This window comes from Buttiauxella sp. AC038, from assembly GCF_979253565.1.
The window spans coordinates 699,025-722,515 of record NZ_CEEDCQ010000001.1 but is presented as its reverse complement, the minus strand read 5'-3'; the positions used below and the strand labels follow the sequence as shown (position 1 = coordinate 722,515).

22 protein-coding genes are annotated in these 23,491 nt (G+C 51.5%); 10 read left to right on the top strand and 12 right to left on the bottom strand.

What is annotated here, in order from left to right; all coding sequences use genetic code 11:
- Nucleotides 1–4 precede the first annotated feature (4 nt).
- Both AC0IXI_RS03510 and AC0IXI_RS03505 read left to right on the top strand, forming a co-directional pair.
- Entirely contained in the window at nt 5–802 is a 798-nt protein-coding gene (locus tag AC0IXI_RS03510) for a PTS mannose/fructose/sorbose/N-acetylgalactosamine transporter subunit IIC (RefSeq protein WP_064513773.1), read from the top strand.
- The gene (locus tag AC0IXI_RS03505; protein WP_034459364.1) at nt 802–1,617 is read left to right on the top strand and encodes a PTS system mannose/fructose/sorbose family transporter subunit IID; all 816 of its coding nucleotides are present in this window, start codon (nt 802–804) and stop codon (nt 1,615–1,617) included. Before AC0IXI_RS03510 ends, AC0IXI_RS03505 begins: the two co-directional genes overlap by 1 nt.
- 84 nt (nt 1,618–1,701) lie before the next feature.
- Here AC0IXI_RS03505 and AC0IXI_RS03500 read toward each other — a convergent pair whose 3' ends face one another.
- The 3 genes from AC0IXI_RS03500 to rihC all read right to left on the bottom strand — a co-directional run bounded on the left by AC0IXI_RS03500 (nt 1,702) and on the right by rihC (nt 4,060).
- Nucleotides 1,702–2,484 carry a glucose-6-phosphate isomerase family protein gene (locus AC0IXI_RS03500; protein ID WP_064513777.1) on the bottom strand — a complete coding sequence of 261 codons (783 nt, stop codon included), beginning with the start codon at nt 2,482–2,484 and terminating at the stop codon, nt 1,702–1,704.
- On the bottom strand, nt 2,477–3,040 hold the full coding sequence (locus AC0IXI_RS03495; protein WP_413499055.1) for a glucose-6-phosphate isomerase family protein: 564 nt from the start codon (nt 3,038–3,040) through the stop codon (nt 2,477–2,479). The genes AC0IXI_RS03500 and AC0IXI_RS03495 overlap by 8 nt, the downstream gene beginning before the upstream one ends.
- Before the next feature lie 102 nt (nt 3,041–3,142).
- A complete protein-coding gene (gene rihC / locus AC0IXI_RS03490) occupies nt 3,143–4,060 on the bottom strand; it encodes a ribonucleoside hydrolase RihC (RefSeq protein WP_471681929.1) in 918 nt (305 codons plus the stop codon).
- Between the two features lie 100 nt (nt 4,061–4,160).
- Here rihC and AC0IXI_RS03485 point away from each other — a divergent pair, with 100 nt between their 5' ends.
- The 6 genes from AC0IXI_RS03485 (at nt 4,161) to AC0IXI_RS03460 (ending at nt 10,630) form a co-directional block, all read left to right on the top strand.
- Nucleotides 4,161–4,892: a FadR/GntR family transcriptional regulator gene (locus tag AC0IXI_RS03485; RefSeq protein WP_471681928.1), complete on the top strand. Its 732-nt coding sequence runs from the start codon at nt 4,161–4,163 to the stop codon at nt 4,890–4,892.
- A gap of 98 nt (nt 4,893–4,990) precedes the next feature.
- Nucleotides 4,991–5,893, top strand: coding sequence for a 2-dehydro-3-deoxygalactonokinase (locus tag AC0IXI_RS03480; protein ID WP_471681927.1), 903 nt, complete (start codon nt 4,991–4,993; stop codon nt 5,891–5,893).
- Nucleotides 5,890–6,531, top strand: coding sequence for a 2-dehydro-3-deoxy-6-phosphogalactonate aldolase (locus tag AC0IXI_RS03475; RefSeq protein ID WP_064513787.1), 642 nt, complete (start codon nt 5,890–5,892; stop codon nt 6,529–6,531). Before AC0IXI_RS03480 ends, AC0IXI_RS03475 begins: the two co-directional genes overlap by 4 nt.
- 60 nt (nt 6,532–6,591) lie before the next feature.
- Complete coding sequence (locus tag AC0IXI_RS03470; RefSeq protein ID WP_064513789.1) at nt 6,592–7,998, top strand: MFS transporter; 1,407 nt, start codon at nt 6,592–6,594, stop codon at nt 7,996–7,998.
- Between the two features lie 14 nt (nt 7,999–8,012).
- Entirely contained in the window at nt 8,013–9,725 is a 1,713-nt protein-coding gene (ilvD, locus tag AC0IXI_RS03465; RefSeq protein WP_471681926.1) for a dihydroxy-acid dehydratase, read from the top strand.
- Nucleotides 9,725–10,630 (top strand): dihydrodipicolinate synthase family protein, encoded by a 906-nt coding sequence (locus tag AC0IXI_RS03460; protein ID WP_471681925.1) that lies wholly within the window; start codon nt 9,725–9,727, stop codon nt 10,628–10,630. The genes ilvD and AC0IXI_RS03460 overlap by 1 nt, the downstream gene beginning before the upstream one ends.
- 71 nt (nt 10,631–10,701) lie before the next feature.
- Here AC0IXI_RS03460 and ispH read toward each other — a convergent pair whose 3' ends face one another.
- From ispH to ribF, 5 genes are read right to left on the bottom strand one after another with little or no spacing between them, the layout of a single operon-like run.
- Nucleotides 10,702–11,652: a 4-hydroxy-3-methylbut-2-enyl diphosphate reductase gene (gene ispH, locus AC0IXI_RS03455; RefSeq protein ID WP_134184667.1), complete on the bottom strand. Its 951-nt coding sequence runs from the start codon at nt 11,650–11,652 to the stop codon at nt 10,702–10,704.
- The gene (gene fkpB, locus AC0IXI_RS03450) at nt 11,633–12,103 is read right to left on the bottom strand and encodes an FKBP-type peptidyl-prolyl cis-trans isomerase (RefSeq protein WP_034459386.1); all 471 of its coding nucleotides are present in this window, start codon (nt 12,101–12,103) and stop codon (nt 11,633–11,635) included. The genes ispH and fkpB overlap by 20 nt, the downstream gene beginning before the upstream one ends.
- Nucleotides 12,104–12,106: 3 nt before the next feature.
- Nucleotides 12,107–12,613: a signal peptidase II gene (lspA, locus tag AC0IXI_RS03445; protein WP_064513797.1), complete on the bottom strand. Its 507-nt coding sequence runs from the start codon at nt 12,611–12,613 to the stop codon at nt 12,107–12,109.
- Nucleotides 12,613–15,429 carry an isoleucine--tRNA ligase gene (gene ileS / locus AC0IXI_RS03440; protein WP_134184669.1) on the bottom strand — a complete coding sequence of 939 codons (2,817 nt, stop codon included), beginning with the start codon at nt 15,427–15,429 and terminating at the stop codon, nt 12,613–12,615. The genes lspA and ileS overlap by 1 nt, the downstream gene beginning before the upstream one ends.
- A 28-nt stretch (nt 15,430–15,457) precedes the next feature.
- Nucleotides 15,458–16,390: a bifunctional riboflavin kinase/FAD synthetase gene (gene ribF / locus AC0IXI_RS03435; RefSeq protein WP_064513801.1), complete on the bottom strand. Its 933-nt coding sequence runs from the start codon at nt 16,388–16,390 to the stop codon at nt 15,458–15,460.
- Nucleotides 16,391–16,716: 326 nt separating this feature from the next.
- Here ribF and rpsT point away from each other — a divergent pair, with 326 nt between their 5' ends.
- On the top strand, nt 16,717–16,980 hold the full coding sequence (gene rpsT / locus AC0IXI_RS03430; protein WP_064513803.1) for a 30S ribosomal protein S20: 264 nt from the start codon (nt 16,717–16,719) through the stop codon (nt 16,978–16,980).
- Between the two features lie 74 nt (nt 16,981–17,054).
- Here the strand turns inward: rpsT and nhaR are convergent, their stop codons facing one another.
- The 4 genes from nhaR to dnaK form a co-directional block, all read right to left on the bottom strand.
- The gene (gene nhaR / locus AC0IXI_RS03425) at nt 17,055–17,948 is read right to left on the bottom strand and encodes a transcriptional activator NhaR (RefSeq protein WP_064513805.1); all 894 of its coding nucleotides are present in this window, start codon (nt 17,946–17,948) and stop codon (nt 17,055–17,057) included.
- Nucleotides 17,949–18,014: 66 nt separating this feature from the next.
- The gene (gene nhaA / locus AC0IXI_RS03420; RefSeq protein ID WP_471681924.1) at nt 18,015–19,193 is read right to left on the bottom strand and encodes a Na+/H+ antiporter NhaA; all 1,179 of its coding nucleotides are present in this window, start codon (nt 19,191–19,193) and stop codon (nt 18,015–18,017) included.
- A gap of 222 nt (nt 19,194–19,415) precedes the next feature.
- Entirely contained in the window at nt 19,416–20,555 is a 1,140-nt protein-coding gene (dnaJ, locus tag AC0IXI_RS03415; protein WP_034459395.1) for a molecular chaperone DnaJ, read from the bottom strand.
- Nucleotides 20,556–20,652: 97 nt separating this feature from the next.
- Entirely contained in the window at nt 20,653–22,572 is a 1,920-nt protein-coding gene (gene dnaK, locus AC0IXI_RS03410; RefSeq protein ID WP_134184671.1) for a molecular chaperone DnaK, read from the bottom strand.
- Nucleotides 22,573–22,868: 296 nt separating this feature from the next.
- On the opposite strand from dnaK, the gene satP reads away from it, so the two are divergent.
- Nucleotides 22,869–23,438: an acetate uptake transporter gene (satP, locus tag AC0IXI_RS03405; RefSeq protein WP_064560874.1), complete on the top strand. Its 570-nt coding sequence runs from the start codon at nt 22,869–22,871 to the stop codon at nt 23,436–23,438.
- Nucleotides 23,439–23,491 lie beyond the last annotated feature (53 nt).

Below are 23,491 nucleotides of genomic sequence, written 5' to 3'. Positions count from 1 at the left end.
CATTATGGCTTTCGAAGCAGCTCTAATCGGCATTCTCTGTTACCTCGGTGCGCTTAGTAGCCCATGGCTACTGGGGTTGACTGGCGGCTGGTATCTGATTACCCGCCCACTGGTTTCAGGGATGCTGGTAGGTTTTATTCTCGGCGATGTGCAAACCGGGATTATCATCGGCGTGGCGGTTCAGGCCGTGTATATCGCCATGGTAACCCCCGGTGGTTCTATGCCTGCGGATCTCAACTTTGTGGCCTTCCCGGCCATTGCACTGGGTATTCTTTCCAATAAAGGCCCTGAAGTGGCTGTAGCGTTAGCTGCCACTATAGGTATTGCGGGCACCGTGTTATTCAACGCCATGATGGTGCTCAATTCTTGGTGGAACCACCGTGCGGATATCGCGCTGGAAAAGGGCGACGAGCGCGGCGTGTATCTCAACAGCGCTATCTGGCCGCAAGCCACCAACTTCCTGATGCGTTTTATTCCAACGTTTATCGCGGTCTATTTCGGCGCGCAGTATATCAACGCCTTTATGGACAGCCTGCCGCACATCGTTCTTTCCACTATGAACGTGCTCGGCGGGATTCTGCCAGCTGTCGGTATCGCCATTCTGCTTAAACAAATCATCAAGAATTACAGCATGTTGATTTACTTCCTGGTGGGGTTTATCTGCATTGTTTTCCTGAAGCTAAATATGGTGGCGCTGGTGATTGTCGGCGCGTTACTGGCACTGATTCACTACAACTACAAACCTGAGCCACAGGCTGAACGTACAGCCTCCACGCCCGCTGATGATGAGGATGAATTCTGATGGAAGAACGTAAACTCACTCGCCAGGATCTGCGCCGTTGCTGGCGTAGTTGGATGATGTACAACCTCTCCTCAATGAGCTTTGAGCGCCTGGAGTCATTCGGCTTTTGCTTGAGTATGTTGCCGGTGGCGAAAAAGCTCTATCCCGATGATGAACAACGCAAAGAGATGCTCAAACGCCACGCGTCGTTCTATAACACCGAGCCGCAGTTGGGTGCGATAGTCAACGGCATGGTGCTGGGTCTTGAGGAGAAGCGCGCCAACGGTGAGCCAATCGACGGCGAAACTATCAACACCCTGAAAGTGGGACTGATGGGGCCAGTGGCTGGAATTGGCGATTCAATGATTCCAGGGATGTTAATCCCGATTCTGCTCAGTATCGGGATGGCGCTGGCGGCGGGAGGGAATATTCTAGGGCCACTGTTTTACTGCGTGGCGTGGCTGGCGATTATTATTCCTGGCTCGTGGTTCCTGTTCCTGAAAGGCTACCGCATGGGATCGACGTCCGTTGAGATGCTGGTGAGCAGCAAATCGACTCGCCTGCGTGAAGCGCTATCGTTGCTCGGCGTATTCGTGATGGGTGGCGTGGCGGCAAGTTACGTGAAGCTCGGCACCGGACTTGAATTTGTCACCAAAGACGGCGTGAATATTCATGTGCAACAAATGTTGGACGGGATTTTCCCGAATTTATTGCCATTGTTGGTGGTGATTGGTACCTGGTATTTGATGGCAAAACGCGGCGTGTCACCGGTGAAAGCGATGTTGCTGTTATTAGTGTTAGCGGCAGTAGGCGTAGCAGTGGGGTTGTTCTCTTAAAAAAACGGTGGATGACGCTTACGCCTATCCACCGTACAACACCAAGCCCGAAGGTCGGATTAGCGTGAGCGACATCCGACTCTTTTAAGGATGGAAACCCACCCACTTCTGGCTCATCATTCCTGGCTTTGAGATAAATTGAAAACGCGCGGGATCATCAATAAATTGTTGATATAGCGGCTCATCGGTAATCCCAAATTCGGTATAGCTGCGTGGTGAAGTCACCTGCAAACGCCCCGGCATATAGCGACGGTTATGCTGCCAGGCAATATGCTCATCCTGCAATAGTGGATACCACGCCAGCCCTTTGTATGCCCGCACGGCTTCGTATTCAAATCCATATTCCCGGTCGCACCAGGCACCAAATGTCAGCGGTTCATCAGGTGAAGCTGAGATCGTGGCATGCGCCCAACCCGGCGGCACCAGCACTTTTTCTCCAGGCCCGGCCACGATTGCAAAGCAGCGCCCCGGATCGTCGGAAACATATTCCTGCATGTAAATAATCGCTTTACCCTGCCAGATTTCATATAACTCTGGCGGCGACCAGCCACTGTGCGCACTAATCCGATGAATATGCCCCTGGCTGCGGACAGGTTCATCGCCCAACCGCCCGGAAGCGTAAGTCACCACGCCAAACAGTAACATCCGTTTTTTAAGTTCTTCTCTGTCCTGCAATCGAGCAACATCCATGACTATCGCATAAACATCTTCCGGCCCCTGGCACAAAGGATCACGCAATGAAGCACGGATCTGATCGAGTTTACGGATCTCCGGCACTGGCCCAATTACCTCTTCGCCGTAGCTAAAACCCATTGGCTGGTGATGGACCTGCATATCCAGTCCGAAATTGAGGAGCGGCTCAGCCATTTTGCACCTCCTTCGCCTGAATTTTGCCATCCTGCTCTATAACGCGTAGCGCAAAGCCCTTTGCCAACGAGGCATAGTCATGCCCGGCAATGGTTGGCCAGACTGCCAGTGCTGAGAGAATTTCCGTTCCGGTGTTGATTAGACGATGTGCTGTAAAACCTGGAATGATGTGGACAGAGCCAGCGAAGACTTGCTCCAGCCTCGTCTCACCCTGCTCAGTTTGCAGTAGCAACAGGCCACTTCCACGCAGGCCAAAATAAACCTCACCTTGCTCGCGCCGTTGATGAAAATGCCCTCTGGTCATGTAAAATTCGTCGCCAACACGCCCCGGATTCAGATGCGTGGTTCCCACATAAAGCTCGCCGTCACCTTGCGCTGAACTCAGCATTTCAACCTGGTAAATTGGCGTTTCTGAAGAGATCGCCCGCCAGGCAGTTTGATCGTGAAATATGCCAGCCAGATCCCCGCTGTGCGTGACCTTAGTAATGATATTTTCAGCCGTGAAATGGCCGTTAGCTAACGCCACACCTGGTGGTATAAAGAAAGGAATAGTCATGTTGTTTCTCCGGCCCAAGGAGAACTGCAAAATTAGCATAGCAGGTTAATCGATTAACCGTTTAATCAGACCGGAGAAAGTCGATCTATGTCGCGCAAATTCTCAGGGTGCCAACGCCAGGACTTGCGCCACCCATGCCTGAAAACCATCGACATCCAAATCCAGCGCAACCTGAGCATTGGGTTGCCGTTCAAAGCGCCCTTCGATATCCACAACAGTCGTGCCAGAAGTGAATTCTCCGTGGGTTTCAACAGCCACAAAACAGGGCTTCACAACGAACAACTCAGGCTTCACCAACCAGGCAATGGCGCATAAATCATGCATCCGCAAACCTGTCGCCATGCTGCCGCTGCGGTAATGACTAAATAGCGCGTGTAGCATTTTTCCGGTTTGGTTAAGAGATGGGAGCTGCTCTAAATATGCAGGGCTTAACATCGCTTTATTGGTGACATCCAGGCCGCACATCACAATTTCCAGCCCACTTTCGAACACTCGTGCTGCAGCTTCTGGATCAATGGCGATATTAAACTCGGCGTTTGGTGTGAAGTTGCCGCGCCCCGCCGATCCGCCCATGATCACCAGCCGTTTGATCTTCGCTTTGCATTGCGGGTATTGCGTGAGCAACAGCGCAATATTGGTCAACGGCCCGATGGCCACCAGCGTGATAGCTTCAGGGCTTGCGTTCAGGCATTCATAAATAGCCTGAAAAGCGGGTTTATCCAGCGGCTGGCGTTGGTGGTCGACAAATGCATAACCTTCCATGCCGGACTCGCCGTGCACGTAGGCCGCATCGCGCAATTTACGCACCAGCGGCGTGGCTGCCCCTTGAGCAACAGGAATATCTTTGTGCCAGAAGTGCATCAGTTGCAGCGCGTTGCGGGTCGTTTTCTCGACGCTGACATTGCCTGCGACCGTGGTCAGCAACTTCAAATCAAGCTGCGGGGCAAAAAGTGCAGCGGCAATGGCTACGGCGTCGTCGATGCCAGGGTCGGTATCGAGAATGATTGGAGTTCTACTCATACATTGCTCTCTTATCTTTTAAGTACATACGGTGCGATTACGGCGCGATTAGCTTACTATGTAGCTCATTTCCATGTTTAGTCACGACCGAGAAAGTGTAATGAAAGTCCCACAGACAAATATTTCTGAATCTGTCACCCAGCATCTTGCACGCCGTATCATGCATGGCGATCTCGCGCCGGGGCTTTCTTTACCAGGTGAAAACGAACTGGCCGTGGAGTATGAAGTCTCCCGCACTTCAGTACGCAATGCCCTCCAGGTACTTGCCGCAAAAGGGCTTATCTCCATACAGGCAAAAAAACGCAGCACGGTAAATAATCGTGAACAGTGGAGTCTGTTGGATATTGATGTTCTGGGGTGGCTGTCTGAAGGTGAAGTTGACCTGAAACTGGTTGAACAACTGATTGTGACACGCCTGATTTTCGAGCCAAATGTGGCAACACTCGCAGCATTAAACGCCAACGGACATGATTTGGCAGCGATGGAAGACGCACTCCAGTTGATGCGTAAAGGTCAGGTTGAAGCGCAAAGAGCCTTATTTGAAGAAGGTGATCTGGCATTTCACCATGCGCTGCTGCGTGCTACTCATAATCCTTTCTTACTGGCTCTCGGTAATGCGCTTTCCGCAGCCATGGAACTGTCTTTCAAACAGACGATTGAGAAAGATGTTCGCCAGACCAAAGCCGCCGTTGATGATCACTTTCAACTGTTTGATGCTATTCGCCTGAAACAAGTCGAGACTGCCCGCCAGCAAATGCGCACCATCTTGTTGAATGCGGCCAAAAAACGCATCTGGCAAGATCGTCCGGAAATGTTCGACCACATTATTTGATCCTCTCCTGATGTAATTTCGATCTCTCTCACAGATTGTGGGTGTTTTTTGCTCTAGCATTCTTGTATTACAAGATTACATGGTTTGTATTACTTGAAATGAAAAACAACTGGATCGCCATCGACTGGGGCACGACTAATTTCCGGGCATTTTTGATGCAGGAAAGTGTACAAGTTGCCCAAATCAATCAAGCCTGCGGGTTGTTGTCCATTGAACAAGGGCAATTTGCCAGCACGCTGCAAAACTTACTGCAACCGTGGCTTGAGCAGCATGGAGCATTGCCCGTCGTGATGGCGGGGATGGTCGGCTCACAGCAAGGCTGGCGGGAAATACCCTACGCTCCGCTGCCTTGCGACATCGACAATTTAATCACTCGGACACTGGCTTTCACGACACCATGGGGCAGTCCAGCGTGGATTGTGCCTGGCGTACAGGGGATGAGCCAATATCACCAGCCCGACGTCATGCGTGGCGAAGAAGTCCAATTACTGGGGCTCGCCGCATTACATCCTGCAAATGAACATCTGGTCTTGCTGCCAGGCACTCACAGCAAACACGCGACGATCGTGAACTGGGAAATCACCGCCTTCTCAACATTTATGAGCGGTGAACTCTTCTCGCTTTTAAGCCAGCACTCAATCCTTGGGCGCGCACTACCAGAACAGAAAGAAAGTGAAGAGGCTTTCTTGCTTGGCGTGGCAACAGCCCTGCGTGATGCGCCATTCAGTCACCTGATCTTTTCAGCGCGAACACGCCGTCTGGCCTTAGAAATCCAGGAATACCACGTTCACAGCTATCTCTCAGGCCTGGTGATTGGCTATGAACTTAAAGCACTTCCCGCAGGCCAACACGCCTGGGTTGTGGGCAACCCGGCGCTGATAGCTCGATATCAATTTGCAGCAAACCAGATGGACCTCAATCTGCTATCGGCTGATGGCGACGCCTGCTTCGTGACGGGCCTCAGTCACCTCTTTACTCGACTACAAGGAATGCAAAAATGAGCCCGGAACAATTTATTGCCCGCTGGCAACAAGAGCCTCTACCGTTGATTGCCATTTTGCGCGGTATAACGCCCGAGCACGCTGTTGAAGCCGCAGAAATTCTGTTGGAGTGCGGTTTCCATTACCTGGAAGTCCCCCTTAATAGCCCATCTGCACTGAAATCTATTCACCTGATGAGAGACACCGTAGGCAACCGTGGCTATGTGGGTGCGGGCACGGTGTTAAATGTGGAACAAGTTGATAGCGTTGCTGAATGCGGCGGGCAATTGATCATCTCCCCAAACTGTAATCCCGATGTGATTCGCCATTCGGTGAAACGCGGCTTGATAAGTCTCCCTGGCGTCATGACACCCAGCGAGGCTTTTAGCGCCATAGATGCCGGGGCGAGCGCGCTGAAATTATTCCCGGCCGAGCATATCACCCCAGTAATAACCAAAGCGTTCCGCGCAGTCGTCCCACGAGAAGTGGCCTGTTTACCCGTCGGTGGTATCCAACCGGATGCCGCGCAAATGCGCAGCTATATTCAGGCAGGAGCCGATGGTTTTGGCCTGGGTGGCGGGTTGTATCAGGCAGGTATGAGCATGGCTGTATTACGTGAACGGGCGCAGGCATATCAGCAAGCCTGGCTTGAGCAATAGAACATTAGATTCCCTACACAATAAAAAACCTCTTACCCTGAATTTTCTGGAGACAGAACAATGAGCAAAACTCTGGACAACAAACCCACAGCTTCGACAGCGGAGTCAAAGGTTTATAGCAAGATAACGCGACGCCTAATCCCGTTTTTGATCTTATGTTATTTCTTCGCCTATCTGGACCGCGTTAACGTCGGGTTCGCTAAACTACACATGCAAGATGCACTGAACTTCAGTGACACCGTGTATGGGTTGGGTGCGGGCATCTTCTTTATCGGTTATTTCCTGTTTGAGATGCCGAGCAACTTGCTGATGCAGCGTTTCGGGCCGCGTTTCTGGATTGCCCGCATTATGGCAACCTGGGCGGTGCTTTCGGCTGGCATGATGTTTGTCACCACCCCAACGCAGTTTTACATAGTGCGTTTTTTACTCGGTGTGGCAGAGGCCGGCTTCTTCCCTGGCATCGTGTTCTATCTCACGCTGTGGTTCCCGTCGTGGCGCTCTGCTCGCACACTCGGTCTGTTTATTCTGGTTACGCCGCTTTCGACCATTATCGGCAGCCCGCTTTCGGGCTTGATCCTAAAGATGTTTGAAGGAGTTGGCCACCTGCACAACTGGCAGTGGCTATTCCTGGTTGAAGCAATTCCCTCTTTCCTGCTCGCTTTTGTGGTGCTGCGTTATCTCGATAACGATGTGAAGTCAGCGAAGTGGCTGAGCGATGCCGAAAAACAGGTCGTCATTAACGATCTGGCAAAAGATGCCGCCAATCGTGCACGTGCCAACCAAGGCAAAGTGGATAGCAGCGTGAAAGGAATGTTGAAAAACGGCTACGTCTGGCTGCTGGCGGTGGTGTTCTTTAGCTTCAACATCGGTTACTACGGCATCAACTTCTGGCTACCGTCGATCATCAAATCCTCAGGCGTCAGCGACGATTTCCATATCGGCCTGCTCGCGGCACTGCCATATGTCTTCGGTGCCTGTTTTATGGTGTGGAACAGTCGCCATTCTGACCTGAAACAAGAACGTCGTTGGCACATCGCTATTCCCGCCATGATTGGCTGCGTGGGCCTGGCATTGAGTGCGTATTGCAGCGGCTCCACCTTCTGGATGATGGCGTGGATTTGCGTGGCGATGTCCGGCACCCTGGCATTGATTCCAACCTACATCAGCCTGCCTGGCGCCCTGCTTTCCGGCACGGCCGCAGCCGCAGGTATCGCCTTCGTCAACTCCATCGGCAACCTGGCAGGTTTCTTTGGCCCGACAGTATTGGGCTGGCTGAAAGACACCACCGGGCGCACCGACACGGGCTTATATATCCTCGCGGCCTTCTTGCTGCTGTGTGCGCCACTCATTCTCGCCCTGCCAGCACGGCTGGCGAATCCGAAGAAAGTTATCGCTGTACCCGAACAGAGCGGTGAGCAGCTTGATGCTGCCCAACATATTAACGCGACTATTAATCGCAACGTTTAGAAGAGATAGAAACTATGAGTGGATGTGGCGGTGGCGGATGTGCCAGTTGTGGCACGCATTTCAACCCGATCCTCGAAGGTGACGATGGCGCACTGAAACGTGCGCTGTACAAATCCATGGGTCATACCGATGAACAACTGCGTAAGCCTGTAATCGCAGTAGTGAACAGCTACACCAATGCGACGGCGGGACATGCAAACCTGAATGAACTGACCGCCAAAGTGCTCGAAGGCATTGATGAAGCCGGTGGTGTCGGAATGGTGTTTGGCACTATCGCCCCTTGCGACGGGATAGCTGAAGGGCATCTGGGGATGCGTTACATCCTCGCTGCCCGTGAAGTGATCACCGCGTCGATTGAAGTGATGATGCGCGCCCACCGTTTTGACGGCATGGTGCTACTCGGCTCGTGCGACAAAATCGTTCCGGCGATGCTAATGGCCGCTGCACGCCTGGATATCCCGGCGATTATGGTTAACGGCGGCCCAATGTACCCGGCTGAATATAAAGGTAAACACTGGGACGGCAATATCGTCACCGAAGCCATTGGCTGGAAAATGCGCGGTGAAATCAGCGAAGAAGAGTTCGCCCACATTGAAAATATCGCCGAACCCGGCCCTGGCTCCTGCACCATGTATGGCACCGCGAACACCATGTGCTGTATCGGAGAAGTGCTGGGAATGAGTTTACCGGGTAGCAGTACGCTGCCTGCTATCTCAAAAGAGCGCCGCGAATGTGCTGTGGAAACCGGTCGTCAGGCCGTCAAACTGGTATTGGATGGCGTTAATGCACGCCAGATCATTACCGCTGAATCCATCCGCAATGCGATGATTTATTTGCTGGCTACGGGCGGTTCGACCAACGCAATTCTGCATTTACAGGCAATTTATTATGAAGCAGAGCTGGGCCATTTGCCGCTGTCTGCTTTTGATGAGTTAAGCCATCAGGTGCCATTGGTTGCCTCGCTTTATCCGGCCTCTGAACACGACATGATCGACTTCTGGGAAGCCGGTGGTGTGCAAGCGGTCGAATATGAAATCAGCAAATTGATGGATCTGAATGCGCTGACCGTGGCCGGAAAAACCAAAGCTGAGTTGCTGACCGAAGCAACCCGGAGTTGCCGCCCGGAAGTCATCCATACCTTAGCCATTCCCGTGCGTAATGAGGCCGGTGTTGCTGTGCTGCACGGCAATCTGTCGCCACTCGGATGCGTGGTGAAACCTGCTGCCGTACCGGAAAACCTGATGATATTCCGTGGCCCTGCGGTGGTGTTTAACAGTGAGCAAGAGTCCGTTGAAGCCATTATGTCCGGCCAAATCCAGCCGGGTAGCGTGCTGGTGCTGCGTTATGAAGGGCCAAAAGGCGGGCCGGGAATGCCAGAGATGTACAAGCCCATGAAATCGCTTGAAGGTATGGGGCTTTCTGATACTTGTGCGTTGATTACTGACGGGCGTTTCTCAGGCTCCAACCGTGGTCTGTTCGTCGGCCATATTTCACCGGAAGCGGTGGATGGCGGCGAATTGGGTCTGGTAGAAGATGGCGATGAAATCTCAATAAATATCCCGACTCGCAAGTTGACATTGCACGTTTCAGAAACCGAACTGGCAACCCGTCGCGAGCACTGGAAACCGGTAGATAAAGAAGTGCCACGCGGCTTCCTGCGTTTGTATCGCCGTTGGGCACTGCCCGCCGCACAGGGTGCCGTGCTGGCTGACCGGGAGGACGACTGATGACTCAGCGCTATAGCGCGACGAATATCGTCGGGGTAAACCCTATTGTTGCGATGCCTTTTACCTCTAGAGGCGAAATTGATGAAGTGAGTTTTGTGCGCCTGTTGGAGCATCTCGCGACGACTGGCGTGCAAGGCACCACGCTTTTTGGTATCGCCAGCGAGTTTCCCAAACTGGAAGACAGCGAGCGTAACCGGCTTGCACAAATGTTTGTCAGCACACTGGCAGGTAGCCCGCTTTATCGGGCGATGTCGGTGACCGATCACAGCACGGAAGTGGCCGTGAAACGTGCCCGATACTACGCCTCTCTGGGTGTGGATGCGCTGATGCTGCTGCCACCGTTTTTCCTCAGCCCTAATCCACAAGCGATTCAGGCACATATTTTTGCCGTGCTGGAAGCGGTGGATATTCCGGTGATGGTGCAGTACGCGCCGGGTGAAACCGGGTTGCCGATTACGCCTGAACAACTAGCAGCAGTCGCAGACCGCTACCCGCATGCGGTATTCAAAATCGAGTGTAATCCACCAGTGGATTATACAAGGGAGTTTCTCGTTAAAGCCCCACAGGCCAGCGTACTCAATGGATATGCCGGTTTGTACATGTTGCAAATGCTGACAGCAGGCGGAAAAGGCGTGATGCCGGGTTGTTCTTTTGCTGAAGTGTATGTGCGGATTTATCAGCACTGGCAGCGGGGCGAAACAGCACTGGCAGAGGCACTGCATCAGGCGCTGTTACCCTATATCCAACGCTGGATGACGCATTGCGAATACATCATTCAGGTTGAGAAAACGATTTTGATGAAGCGTGGGATTATCGCAACGGACTATTGCCGCAAGCCTGGCTGGCAACTGTCCAGTGAAGACCATCAGACGATTGATCGCTTCCTGACTGACTTCCAACTGTGAGGAGTGACGCTTGATCAAAAAAGGGGAGCATAAGCTCCCCTTTTGAATTTGGTGTTTGCGATGGATAACGATTACTCGACTTCTTTCACATCCATACGCAGTTCACGCGGCACTTCGAAGATAATATTTTCTTCGCGCCCAACAAGCTCACGGGTTTCGCTGCCACCTAACTCACGCAAGCGAGCCAGAACGTTTTGCACCAGAATATCTGGCGCAGACGCACCTGCCGTAACACCAACGCATTCCGCATCTTTAACCCAGGACTCCTGGATATCGGTCGCATCGTCAATCAGATATGCGGCCTTGCCCATGCGTTGTGCAAGCTCTGCCAGACGGTTGGAGTTGGACGAGTTTTTCGAGCCAACCACCAACACCACATCCGCTTCATCAGCCAGCGCACGCACGGCTTCCTGACGGTTGGTAGTGGCGTAGCAAATATCGTCTTTACGCGGGCCAATGATTTTCGGGAAGCGTTTACGCAGCGCGTCAATCACATCAGAAGTGTCATCCACAGATAGCGTGGTCTGGGTCATAAACGAAAGTTTGGCTTCGTTTTTCACATCCAGCTTGCTGACATCTTCCGGTGATTCAACCAGATACATACCACCTTTTGGGTTGCTGTACTGGCCCATGGTGCCTTCCACTTCCGGGTGACCAGCATGGCCAATCAGAATGGATTCTTCACCACGGCGGCTGGCGCGAGCCACTTCCATATGCACTTTGGTCACCAGCGGGCAGGTCGCATCGAATACCGTTAAATCACGGCCTTTGGCTTCGTTACGCACCGCCTGGGAAACACCATGTGCTGAGAAAATCAGGATTGCGCCATCAGGCACTTCACTGATTTGCTCGATGAAAATCGCCCCACGTTCGCGCAGGCTGTCTACCACGTAGCGGTTATGGACCACTTCGTGACGGACATAAATTGGCGCGCCGTAAATGGCCAGCGCGTTTTCAACAATGCTGATAGCGCGGTCTACCCCGGCACAAAAGCCGCGAGGGTTAGCCAACAGGATCTGCATTCAACGCCTCCAGTACCGGGTCAATTTCCAGTACTTCGATATCAAAATGAATGGTTTGCCCGGCGAGTGGGTGGTTAAAGTCAACGGTGATGGAATCACCGTTAACCTCACGCACAACACCTGGCATCTCGCTGCCATCCATTGCGGTGAACAGCATAATCGCCCCTGGCACCGGCTCACCCGCATCAATAAATTCACGACGTGAGAAATACTGAATCATGTCCGGGCTTGGAATACCAAACGCCGATTCAGGTGCCAGTGAGAAGGCTTTTTTGTCCCCTGCTTTCAGGCCGACAAGCTGGTCTTCCATGCCCGGTGACAGTGTTTCGTCACCCAGCGTGAAGAGTGCCGGCTTGCCGTTATTACGGGTCGACTCGGCAGTGGAACCATCTTCGAGTTTCAGCGTGAAATGCACTAATACTCTGCTATTGGCCTGGATAGACTCAGCCATGGGTTACCCTTTTTGCTTTGCGGGCTTGTCGGAGGAGACGAAGAACCCCTCCAGGACAATCAGCGCCGCACCGATACAGATTGCCGTATCAGCTAAGTTAAACGTGGCGAAGTGCCAGTCGCCGACATAGAAATCAATCATGTCGACCACAAAACCGTGCCACAACCGGTCAAACAAGTTACCGAGTGCACCGCCAATGATTAAAGCATAGGCGATATTATGCAGCTTCTGGCTTGCTTTGGCGCGATACATCAACACCGCCAGAATCACACAGATACCGATGGCGATACCCGCGAAGAACCAGCGCTGCCAGCCGCCTTTATCCGCAAGGAAACTAAACGCGGCACCGTAATTGCGGGCATAGTGCAGATTCAGCGACGGGAACAGCGATACGGTGTCCCCCAGCATGAAATGCTGGAGGATCAGGTATTTGCTGCCCAGATCGATAATCAGTACCACGACCACCAGCCACAGCCAGCTCAGTCCGGTCGAACAGATCGATTTACTCATCAGGCAAATTTACGCTTTTCGCCGTCACCGGCTACGTTGGTGACACAGCGGCCGCAGATTTCTGCGTGTTCCGCAACCAGACCGACGTCGGTAGTGTAATGCCAGCAACGCGGGCATTTTTCACCGTCGGCTTTACGCAGGGCAACTTTCAATCCTTTCAGGATTTCGCTTTGCTGTGCGTCATCAGTTGCCTGCGAATAATCGGCAACTTCAGCACCTGAGGTCAACAGGACAAATCGCAATTCCTCGCCCAGGCTGTTGAGCTTCGCCGCCAGTTCGCTGTCGGCATACAGGGTCACTGCTGCTTCCAGAGAGCCGCCCACACGCTTATCAGCGCGCGCTTGTTCGATAACTTTGTTCACTTCGCCACGCACGGTTAACAGCGTGTCCCAGTATTCATTGTTCATCGTTTCGCTGTCAGCCAGGCCGAACAGACCTTCGTACCACTCGCCGGTGAAGACGTATTTCTCACGATTGCCTGGCAGGAACGCCCAGATTTCGTCAGAGGTGAAGGACATGATTGGTGCCATCCAGCGAACCAGCGCTTCTGCAATGTGGAACAGTGCAGTCTGGCAGCTACGACGCGCTACGCTGTCAGGCTTCGCGGTGTACTGGCGGTCTTTGATAATGTCGAGATAGAACGAGCCCATTTCGATGGAGCAGAAACGCATCAGGCGTTGCACCACTTCGTGGAAATCGTAGTTTTCGTAAGCCGCGAGGATATCGGTTTGTGCATCCTGCGCACAGCTGACAGCCCAGCGATCCAGAACAACCATCTCTTCCGGTTTCACCATATCGGTTTCTGGATTGAAGCCGTTAAGGTTCGCCAACAGGAAACGAGCGGTGTTGCGGATACGACGATAAGAGTCAGCAGCGCGTTTCAGGATCTCATCGGACACCGCAATTTCACCGGTGTAATCCGTTGATGCCACCCACAGACGCAGAATATCCGCGCCCAGTTTGTTCATCACGTCCTGCGGAGAAACGGTGTTACCGATGGATTTGGACATTTTGCGGCCCTGACCATCAACGGTGAAGCCGTGAGTCAGTACCTGGCGGTAAGGCGCTTTGCCTTTCATCGCCGTCGAAATCATCAGTGAAGACATGAACCAGCCGCGGTGCTGATCCGAACCTTCCAGATACATATCTGCTGCATGGCCGTTGAATTCAGGGCGTACATCAACAACAGATGAATGCGTTGAACCGGAGTCGAACCACACGTCCAGGGTGTCTGGCACTTTGGTGTAGTTGTCAGCGTCGTCACCCAGAATGTCGCGCGGGTCGAGATCCCACCACGCCTGGATGCCATCTTGCTCAACACGCTTAGCAACTTCTTCCATCAATTCCAGAGTACGCGGATGCAGCTCTTCAGTGTCTTTGTGTACAAACATCGACATTGGCACGCCCCAGGTACGCTGGCGGGAAATACACCAGTCCGGGCGGTTAGCAACCATAGATTCAATACGCGCCTGGCCCCAGTCCGGGATCCACTGCACGCCTTTGATCTCTTTGAGTGACTGCGCGCGCAGGCCTTTTTGATCCATGCTGATGAACCATTGAGGTGTTGCACGGAAGATGATTGGTGTTTTGTGACGCCAGCAGTGCGGATAGCTGTGCAGCAGTTTCTCAACGTGCAGCAGAACGCCTTTATCACGCAGGATGTTAACGATCAGGTCGTTCGCTTTGAACACCTGTACGCCATCCAGACCTTCATAAGTACCTGGCAGGTAGCAACCGTCCGGGCCAACCGGGTTAGCGATTTCCAGATTGTATTTCTGGCTGATCACGTAGTCGTCAGGGCCGTGGCCGCCAGCGGTATGCACTGCACCAGTACCTGCTTCCAGCGTGACGTGCTCGCCAAGAATCGCCGGCACATCGAAATCTAAGAACGGGTGCTTGTAGCGAGTCAGTTCCAGATCGGCGCCTTTAGCGGTGCCCAGAACAGTCCACTCGGTGATAGCCGCGCTCTTCATTACGCTTTCGAGCAAATCTTTAGCAACGATCAACGCCTGGCCATCAACCTGCACCAGCGCATATTCGAATTCTGCATTCAGAGAAACCGCACGGTTAGCTGGCAGAGTCCACGGTGTGGTGGTCCAGATAACCATGGAAACCGGGCCATCAACCTGAGTTGCGCCAAATTTCGCTTTTACCGCATCAGCATCAACAGCCTGGAAGCTAACGAAGATAGATGGAGAGGTTTTGTCGTAATACTCAACTTCCGCTTCAGCCAGGGCTGAACGGCAGTCAACGCACCAGTGCACAGGTTTAGCCCCTTTATGCAGGTGACCGTTACCGACGATTTTACCCAGCGCACGGATGATGTTCGCTTCGGTTTTGAAATCCATAGTCAGGTATGGACGTGACCAGTCGCCCAACACACCCAGACGGATGAAGTCGGCACGCTGCCCGTCTACCTGCTCTGCCGCGTATTTACGGCATGCTGCGCGGAATTCAGCCGCAGAAACTTTCTCACCAGGCTTGCCGATCAGCTGTTCTACTTTCAGTTCGATTGGCAGACCGTGACAGTCCCAACCTGGAACATACGGAGAGTCAAAACCGGAAAGACCTTTGGACTTCACGATAATGTCTTTCAGAATCTTGTTAACTGAGTGACCAATGTGAATGCTGCCGTTCGCGTATGGAGGGCCATCATGCAGAATGAAGGATTTTTTGCCTTTCTTTGCATTACGGATGATGCCGTACAGGTCATCATCATTCCAGCGAGCCAGCATGCCCGGTTCGCGTTTGGCGAGGTCGCCACGCATCGGGAACCCTGTTTCCGGTAAATTCAGGGTAGATTTAAAGTCACTCATTAGATTCTCGGTTCCGTAGTTAGCTTGCTCAGGTATTGGGCCCAAAAAATTCGCGGGCGGTTACCACATCTTTGGCGATTTGCGCTTTCAGTTCATCAAGCGAAGCAAACCGTTGTTCATTTCGTATTTTTTTACGTAGCACCACATCAATATGGTGCCCATATAAGTCCATTGCAACGTCCAGCAAATGGACTTCCAGCTGTTGGCGCAGGCCCGCTACCGTTGGCCGTGTACCAATATTGGCAACACCCGGCAGCAGTTTATCGCCAAGGCCTGCGACTTCTACTGCAAACACCCCTTTCACCGGGGAAACCTGACGACGCAGCGGTAAATTCGCCGTGGGGAAACCAATGGTTCTTCCCAGTTCATCACCATGGACGACACGCCCGGAGATAATAAACGGATGACCCAATAGACTTTCGGCAAGCGTTAAGTCGTCATCAGCCAGTGCCTGGCGAACAGCCGTGCTACTGATTCGCACGCCACCTTCGCAGAAAGTTTGCGTACTGGTAACGTCAAAACCATATTCGAGGCCAGCCTTCTGTAATAACAAGAAATCCCCCTGGCGACCAGCGCCAAAGCGGAAATCATCACCGACCGCGAGGAATTTTACCCCGAGGCGGTCTACCAACAGATCGCTGACAAAACTTTGTGCTGTGAGTGCCGCAAAGCGGCGATCAAACCGCACGCATAGTACGTAGTCCACACCACACTCAGCCAGATAACGCAGCTTCTCGCGCAGGCGTGTGAGGCGCGCTGGAGCTTTATCACCCGCGAACAGCTCAAGCGGTTGCGGTTCAAAGATCATGACCATCACCGGCAGATTTCGCGCACGCCCTTGTGCACACAACCCTTTTAAAAGGGACTTGTGGCCTCGATGCACGCCATCAAAATTACCAATGGTGAGGACACACCCGTGGTGGTTCTGGCGTAAATTATGTATGCCGCGTATCAGCTTCATGGCTGGCTCAAAACAGTGGAAATCGGCGGATTATATCAATTACCACGGTGAAGGTTAACCGGCGATTGTACCCTTTGGCATAAAGCATCAAGGATTTCATCGAACTGGCGCCTGGTTTCTACATGGATGCACATCACTGGACGATTTTTGTTGCTTAAAGCTGTATTCATGACCGTTATGCTGGTAGAATCCGCGCCATCACAACGTAAGAGGCTCCGGAAATTTAACGGCGCTTATTTGCACAAATCCATTGACAAAAGAAGGCTAAGAGGGCATATTCCTCGGCCTTTGAATTGTCTACATAGATCATATTTGGGAGTTGGACCTTGGCTAATATCAAATCAGCTAAGAAACGTGCTGTACAGTCTGAAAAGGCTCGTAAGCACAACGCAAGCCGTCGCTCTATGATGCGTACTTTCATCAAGAAAGTATACGCAGCGATTGAAACTGGCGACAAAGCTGCTGCACAGAAAGCATTTAACGAAATGCAACCAATCGTGGATCGTCAGGCTAGCAAAGGTCTGATCCACAAAAACAAAGCTGCGCGTCATAAGGCTAACCTTGTAGCGCACATCAACAAACTGGCTTAATCGCCAACTTGTTGTTAGCTTGAAAAAAAACCGGCTTATGCCGGTTTTTTTATATCTGAAATTTGAGTCCTGATTTAAATCTCTTTAAACAAAGCCGAGTAATCCCGATTGCACACACGCTGCACCGCCGGGTGTTGAATCATTCGTTCAGCAAATATGGCGTGATACTCTTCCATAACATTCTCGATTCGCCCAATCTCAACAATATTCTCGTCGTTATAGATATCCTGCCCGTATAGGGTCGGCGCGACAAAAATCGCATTGTGTGCCGCACCAAAGGCTTTCATCAGCGCCGCATCATCAAACTCACCGAGAATTTCAACCTTCAATCCTTGAGTGTTAATCCAGTTCAAAATCTTACGCCCTAACATCGACCGGCGGCCTGGAATCAATAAGCGTCGGGTTTCTAGACAGGCAGGGAAAGGCAAATCTGGCACCGGATTTTGGCTCCAGAAACTAATGCCACATTCGCCAATTTTCACCGAGAACAACCCTTCCTGCTGAGTTGAATCAATCGGGCAGTCGGAGATAATCATATCCAGCTTATGCTGGCTGAGTTGCTCCAACAGCATTTCGTGAGTCGATTCAAAGCAGCGAAGATGGATTTGCTCATCTTCAACGACTGCTGCATCGAGCACACCGCTCACCAGTCGTTTAGACAATGCATCCGCAATCCCCACATCAAACAACAGGCTGGACTCTTTGCGGTAGTTCACGATATCCAGCATTTCCTGGCTTAAGGTAAACATACGGTCTGCATAGCGGAAAACAAGCTGGCCTAATTCAGAAGGCACCAGACCACGTCCCTGGCGACGGAACAGTTTGCCTTGCAGGCGTTCTTCGAGCGCTTTGATCTGGCCGGTTATGGTTTGTGGCGTTAAATACAGTGCTTCAGCAGCACCTACCACTGACCCTTCCTTGCAGACATGCCAGAAGTAATAGAGATGGTTGTAATTTATGTGTGACATATGTTTTTCACTCCCTGATAAACAATCCATTAGCTAACGGCTCCCGAGGAGCCGTTAGTATATAAATTAATGATGCTGTAATTGCGAGCTGAATCGGCTTCTCAACATGCAGTAACCGACGACGGCTGAGAACAGTGACCCCAATAGAATACCCAGTTTGGCCCAGGTAATCAGCGCCGGATCTGCACCGTCAAATGCCAGCGATGCAATGAAGATAGACATTGTGAAACCAATCCCGCACAGCACACCGACCGCCATGATCTCCTTGCAGGTCGTCCCTTCAGGCAACGTTGCCAGTTTCAGCTTCAGTGCTGCCCAGCAGAACAGGCTAATACCCAGTGGCTTGCCGATAAACAGACCCGCCATAATCCCCATCGGTAACAATGAGGTTAACCCGGCAAAAGTCACACCGCTTAATGAAACGCCCGCATTGGCAAAAGCAAACAACGGCAGAATCAAGAATGCGACCCAAGGATGCAGCACATGCTCCAATTCTTTCGCTGGAGAGCGCCCATCTTTTTCTTTCAGTGGGATAAGGAAACCAATAATTACCCCAGCAAGCGTTGCATGAACGCCCGATTTCAATACTGCGGTCCACAACACCACGCCAACCAAAATATACAAACCAGTACGGCGCACATTGCAGATATTCAGTAATGCCAGTACAGCAATAGCACCAGCAGCAACAGCCAGCGAAAGGATGGAGAGATCGCTGGTGTAGAACAGAGCGATAATTACGATCGCGCCCAAATCATCAATAATGGCCAAAGCCATCAGGAACACTTTCAGTGCGACAGGTACACGATTACCCAGCAATGCCAGAATACCCAGTGCGAAAGCGATATCGGTTGCCGCCGGAATCGCCCAGCCTTCACGGGTAATCGGGTCCTGGAAGTTGAACAGCAAATAGATTGCTGCAGGGACGACCATACCGCCCAATGCCGCAATAACCGGGAACGATGCCTGGCGCATGCTGGCAAGTGAGCCACTTACCATTTCGCGTTTTACTTCAAGGCCAATCATCAGGAAGAAGATTGCCATCAATGCATCGTTGACCCACAACAGTAGATTTTTACTGATATCCAGCGAACCAATACGCACCTCTACCGGCGTATTTAAAAACGACTGGTACAGGTCACTGGTGGAGCTCAAGTTGGCAAGAACCATTGCCAACACAGCGGCAAGGATTAAAAAGATGCCGCTGGAGGCATCATTATTGAAAAAGTATCTTAGTTTTTTTGTCATCTTTTCATCCCGGTTTTCAAACTGCCTTAAATCATTTAGGGCATTAATATGTATTAAGCATAGCGCGCCTAACACATCGATAAAAGTAGATTATATTGCATTCAATGATCGGAAATAACGAATCAAATCACATAAAAAACTAATGAATTCTTGGCGCATAAAAAAAGCCTGAATCAAAAATATTCGATTCAGGCTTTTTTACTACCAATAAGGAAGTTAGGTTTAGCGGGTTAGATCGTCAAAGAATTTCTTCACGCCGTCAAAGAAGCTCTTTGAACGCGGACTGTTCTTTTCGCCACTCGGCCCACCAAAACTTTCCGCCAGATCGCGCAGCAATTGTTTCTGCTTTTCATTCAGGCTAACTGGGGTTTCTACAACAACGCGGCATAACAGGTCACCCTGGGCCCCGCCACGTACAGATTTCACCCCTTTACCACGCATTCTGAACAATTTACCAGTTTGCGTTTCACCAGGCACTTTCAGGTTTACACGCCCATCCAGTGTTGGGACTTCAATTTCACCACCCAAAGCGGCCATTGCAAAGTTAATAGGCACTTCGCAATACAGGTTGTTACCTTCACGCTCAAAGATTGGGTGCTGTTTAACCTGAACCTGGACGTATAAATCACCTGATGGTGCACCGTGCTCACCCGCTTCGCCTTCACCTGCCAGACGAATACGATCGCCGGTATCAACGCCAGCCGGGATTTTCACCGACAGCGTTTTGGTTTTTTCTACACGACCATGTCCATGACAGGTGTTGCACGGATCTTTAATAATTGAACCGCGACCCTGACAGTGTGGACAGCTTTGCTGCACGGTGAAGAAGCCCTGACGCATTTGCACCTGGCCTTGTCCATGACAAGTCGGGCAAGTCTGTGGCTTGGAGCCCGCTTTCGCGCCACTACCGTGACAAACGCCACACTCTTCAAGCGTTGGGATGCGGATCTCTTTGGTGACGCCACGAACCGCTTCTTCCAGCGTTAAGTCCATGTTGTAGCGTAAATCGGCACCGCGGGATGCACGCTGACGACGGCCACCACCGAAGATGTCACCGAATACGTCGCCAAAGATATCACCAAAGTCAGCACCGCCACCGCCAAATCCGCCGTGACCACCACCGCCCATACCGCCTTGCTCAAACGCGGCGTGACCATACTGGTCATAGGCTGCACGTTTTTGCTCGTCGGTCAGGATTTCGTAGGCTTCTTTAATTTCTTTAAACTTGCCTTCGGACTCTTTGTCACCCTGATTACGATCTGGGTGGAACTTCATTGCCAGGCGTTTATAGGCTTTCTTGATTTCACGCTCTTCCGCGTTTTTCGGAACGCCTAAAACCTCGTAATAGTCTCTCTTCGCCATCTTTTTTGTCTGCCCCTAACATGCGGGCACGGGCGCAGAGGAAAACCTCAACGCCCGTGCTTCTATTCACATCACACTTTAACTTACAAAAGGGCGATTATTTTTTGTCTTTAACTTCTTCAAACTCAGCATCAACAACATCGTCGTCTTTGCTTGCAGAGTTACCAGCGTCAGTAGCGTTACCTGCTTGCTGTTCTGCATGCTGTGCCTGAGCCAGCTCCATCAGTTTCTGAGAAACTTCTGCCAGCGCCTGCATTTTCGCTTCGATGTCAGCTTTGTCTTCGCCTTTCAGAGAAGTTTCCAGTGCGCTCAGTGCAGACTCGATTGCAGTTTTGTCGTCAGCTGGCAGTTTATCGCCTGCTTCTTCAACCTGCTTACGAGTGCTGTGCATCAGGTGGTCACCCTGGTTGCGAGTCTGAACCAGTTCTTCGAACTTACGGTCAGCCTCGGCGTTAGCTTCCGCATCGCGCACCATTTTCTGGATTTCTTCTTCATTCAGACCAGAAGAAGCCTTGATGGTGATTTTCTGCTCTTTACCGCTGTTTTTGTCTTTTGCAGACACATGCAAAATACCATCAGCATCGATGTCGAAGGTAACTTCGACTTGCGGCATGCCACGTGGTGCTGGGCTGATACCATCCAGGTTGAACTGACCCAGAGATTTGTTATCAGCTGCACGTTTACGTTCACCCTGAATCACATGGATAGTCACCGCAGACTGGTTATCTTCAGCTGTGGAGAACACCTGGCTGTGCTTAGTCGGGATAGTGGTGTTTTTGTTGATCAGTGAAGTCATCACACCGCCCATGGTTTCGATACCCAGAGACAGCGGGGTAACGTCCAGCAGCAGTACGTCAGTCACATCACCAGCAAGCACACCACCCTGAACAGCTGCACCGATTGCAACAGCTTCGTCCGGGTTAACGTCTTTACGTGGTTCTTTACCAAAGAACTCAGTAACTTTCTTCTGCACCATTGGCATACGAGTCTGACCACCAACCAGGATTACGTCCTGGATATCGGATACAGACAGGCCAGCATCTTGCAGTGCAACTTTCAGCGGCTCGATAGAACGGTTTACCAGGTCTTCGACCAGGGATTCCAGTTTTGCACGAGTCACTTTGATGTTCATGTGTTTTGGACCAGTCGCGTCTGCTGTGATGTACGGCAGGTTCACGTCGGTCTGCTGAGCAGAAGACAGCTCAATTTTCGCTTTTTCAGCAGCTTCTTTCAGACGCTGCATAGCCAGTGGATCGTTACGCAGATCGATACCTTGATCTTTCTTGAACTCTTCCACTAAGTAGTTGATCAGACGGCTATCGAAGTCTTCACCACCCAAGTGGGTATCACCATTGGTTGCCAGAACTTCGAAGGTTTTCTCGCCATCAACTTCATCAATTTCGATGATAGAGATATCGAAAGTACCACCACCCAAGTCGTATACCGCGATAGTACGGTTGCCAACTTCTTTATCCAGACCGTAGGCCAAAGCCGCTGCGGTTGGTTCGTTGATGATACGTTTTACTTCCAGACCTGCGATACGGCCAGCATCTTTAGTTGCCTGACGCTGAGCATCGTTGAAGTATGCAGGAACGGTGATAACAGCTTCAGTTACTGGTTCGCCCAAGTAATCTTCAGCGGTTTTCTTCATTTTCTTCAGCACTTCAGCAGAGATCTGCGGAGGTGCCATTTTTTGGCCTTTAACGTCAATCCATGCATCACCGTTATCAGCGCCAATAATTTTGTACGGCATGATAGCTTCATCACGCTGCACTTCTTCATCCTGGAAGCGACGGCCAATCAGGCGTTTGATCGCGAACAGTGTGTTCTGCGGGTTAGTCACTGCCTGACGTTTAGCCGGCTGACCAACCAGAATCTCACCATCTTGCGTATAAGCAATGATAGAAGGAGTGGTGCGGTCGCCCTCGGCGTTTTCCAGAACGCGAGCAGTAGTACCATCCATAATCGCTACACAAGAGTTGGTAGTACCCAAGTCGATGCCAATAATTTTACCCATCTAAACGTCTCCACTTAAAATTTGTTCGTCATATGGTCGTGAACCTGTTATGCGGGCAAACAAGAGTCTTTCAACTGCCCAAACATGATTTTTTACAGGTCCATCAACTGCGGTTGCATACAAGATGGGGTCACTCGGCTCGCCATCAAGGGGCAAGGCAAAAAAATTTTCATCTTCACACCTGTTTAGATCATGGACTCAGGCTCTCGACCTGATTATGATGCCGCGCCCCGCTGCCCTTTAGCAGTTGTGTGGCGACGACATATAATCATTTTCAGACGAATTTTAGAGGAACTATGGGCAACACTAAGTTGGCTAATCCAGCTCCCCTGGGCTTGATGGGCTTCGGCATGACCACCATTCTGCTCAATCTGCATAACACCGGCATCTTCCCTTTTGATGTCAACATCCTTGCAATGGGCATTTTCTACGGTGGTATCGCACAAATTTTTGCCGGCCTGTTAGAATTTAAGAAAGGTAATACTTTCGGCCTGACAGCTTTCGTTTCTTATGGCTCTTTCTGGCTGACTCTGGTCGCCATTCTGATCATGCCTAAGATGGGTCTTGCAGATGCTGCGAACGCACACTTCCTCGGTGCGTACCTCGGTTTGTGGGGCGTATTCACACTGTTCATGTTCTTCGGCACCCTGGCTTCTGCGCCACGCATGCTGCAGTTCGTGTTTGGTAGCTTGACAGTACTGTTTGCCCTGCTGGCTATTGGCCACCTGGTAGATAACGAAAGCATCGTTCGCGTTGCGGGTTGGATTGGCCTGGTTTGTGGTGCAAGCGCCATTTATCTGGCAATGGGCGAAGTGCTCAATGAGCAGTTTGGCCGTACCGTGCTGCCAATTGGTGAAAAACACTAATTCCTGCACTCACGTGTAAGAAAACAAAAACGCGGAGGCTAGCCTCCGCGTTT

Bases quoted from the DNA above. Each gene is read 5' to 3' on its own strand.
- dnaK (WP_134184671.1), bottom strand. From the start codon at position 22,572: ATGGGTAAAATTATTGGCATCGACTTGGGTACTACCAACTCTTGTGTA.
- AC0IXI_RS03500 (WP_064513777.1), bottom strand. From the start codon at position 2,484: ATGGCTGAGCCGCTCCTCAATTTCGGACTGGATATGCAGGTCCATCAC.
- rihC (WP_471681929.1), bottom strand. From the start codon at position 4,060: ATGAGTAGAACTCCAATCATTCTCGATACCGACCCTGGCATCGACGAC.
- AC0IXI_RS03505 (WP_034459364.1), top strand. From the start codon at position 802: ATGGAAGAACGTAAACTCACTCGCCAGGATCTGCGCCGTTGCTGGCGT.
- fkpB (WP_034459386.1), bottom strand. From the start codon at position 12,103: ATGGCTGAGTCTATCCAGGCCAATAGCAGAGTATTAGTGCATTTCACG.
- AC0IXI_RS03460 (WP_471681925.1), top strand. From the start codon at position 9,725: ATGACTCAGCGCTATAGCGCGACGAATATCGTCGGGGTAAACCCTATT.
- AC0IXI_RS03510 (WP_064513773.1), top strand. From the start codon at position 5: ATGGCTTTCGAAGCAGCTCTAATCGGCATTCTCTGTTACCTCGGTGCG.
- AC0IXI_RS03480 (WP_471681927.1), top strand. From the start codon at position 4,991: ATGAAAAACAACTGGATCGCCATCGACTGGGGCACGACTAATTTCCGG.
- AC0IXI_RS03475 (WP_064513787.1), top strand. From the start codon at position 5,890: ATGAGCCCGGAACAATTTATTGCCCGCTGGCAACAAGAGCCTCTACCG.
- nhaR (WP_064513805.1), bottom strand. From the start codon at position 17,948: ATGTCACACATAAATTACAACCATCTCTATTACTTCTGGCATGTCTGC.
- dnaJ (WP_034459395.1), bottom strand. From the start codon at position 20,555: ATGGCGAAGAGAGACTATTACGAGGTTTTAGGCGTTCCGAAAAACGCG.
- ileS (WP_134184669.1), bottom strand. From the start codon at position 15,429: ATGAGTGACTTTAAATCTACCCTGAATTTACCGGAAACAGGGTTCCCG.
- satP (WP_064560874.1), top strand. From the start codon at position 22,869: ATGGGCAACACTAAGTTGGCTAATCCAGCTCCCCTGGGCTTGATGGGC.
- ilvD (WP_471681926.1), top strand. From the start codon at position 8,013: ATGAGTGGATGTGGCGGTGGCGGATGTGCCAGTTGTGGCACGCATTTC.
- AC0IXI_RS03470 (WP_064513789.1), top strand. From the start codon at position 6,592: ATGAGCAAAACTCTGGACAACAAACCCACAGCTTCGACAGCGGAGTCA.
- lspA (WP_064513797.1), bottom strand. From the start codon at position 12,613: ATGAGTAAATCGATCTGTTCGACCGGACTGAGCTGGCTGTGGCTGGTG.
- ispH (WP_134184667.1), bottom strand. From the start codon at position 11,652: ATGCAGATCCTGTTGGCTAACCCTCGCGGCTTTTGTGCCGGGGTAGAC.
- ribF (WP_064513801.1), bottom strand. From the start codon at position 16,390: ATGAAGCTGATACGCGGCATACATAATTTACGCCAGAACCACCACGGG.
- nhaA (WP_471681924.1), bottom strand. From the start codon at position 19,193: ATGACAAAAAAACTAAGATACTTTTTCAATAATGATGCCTCCAGCGGC.
- AC0IXI_RS03495 (WP_413499055.1), bottom strand. From the start codon at position 3,040: ATGACTATTCCTTTCTTTATACCACCAGGTGTGGCGTTAGCTAACGGC.
- AC0IXI_RS03485 (WP_471681928.1), top strand. From the start codon at position 4,161: ATGAAAGTCCCACAGACAAATATTTCTGAATCTGTCACCCAGCATCTT.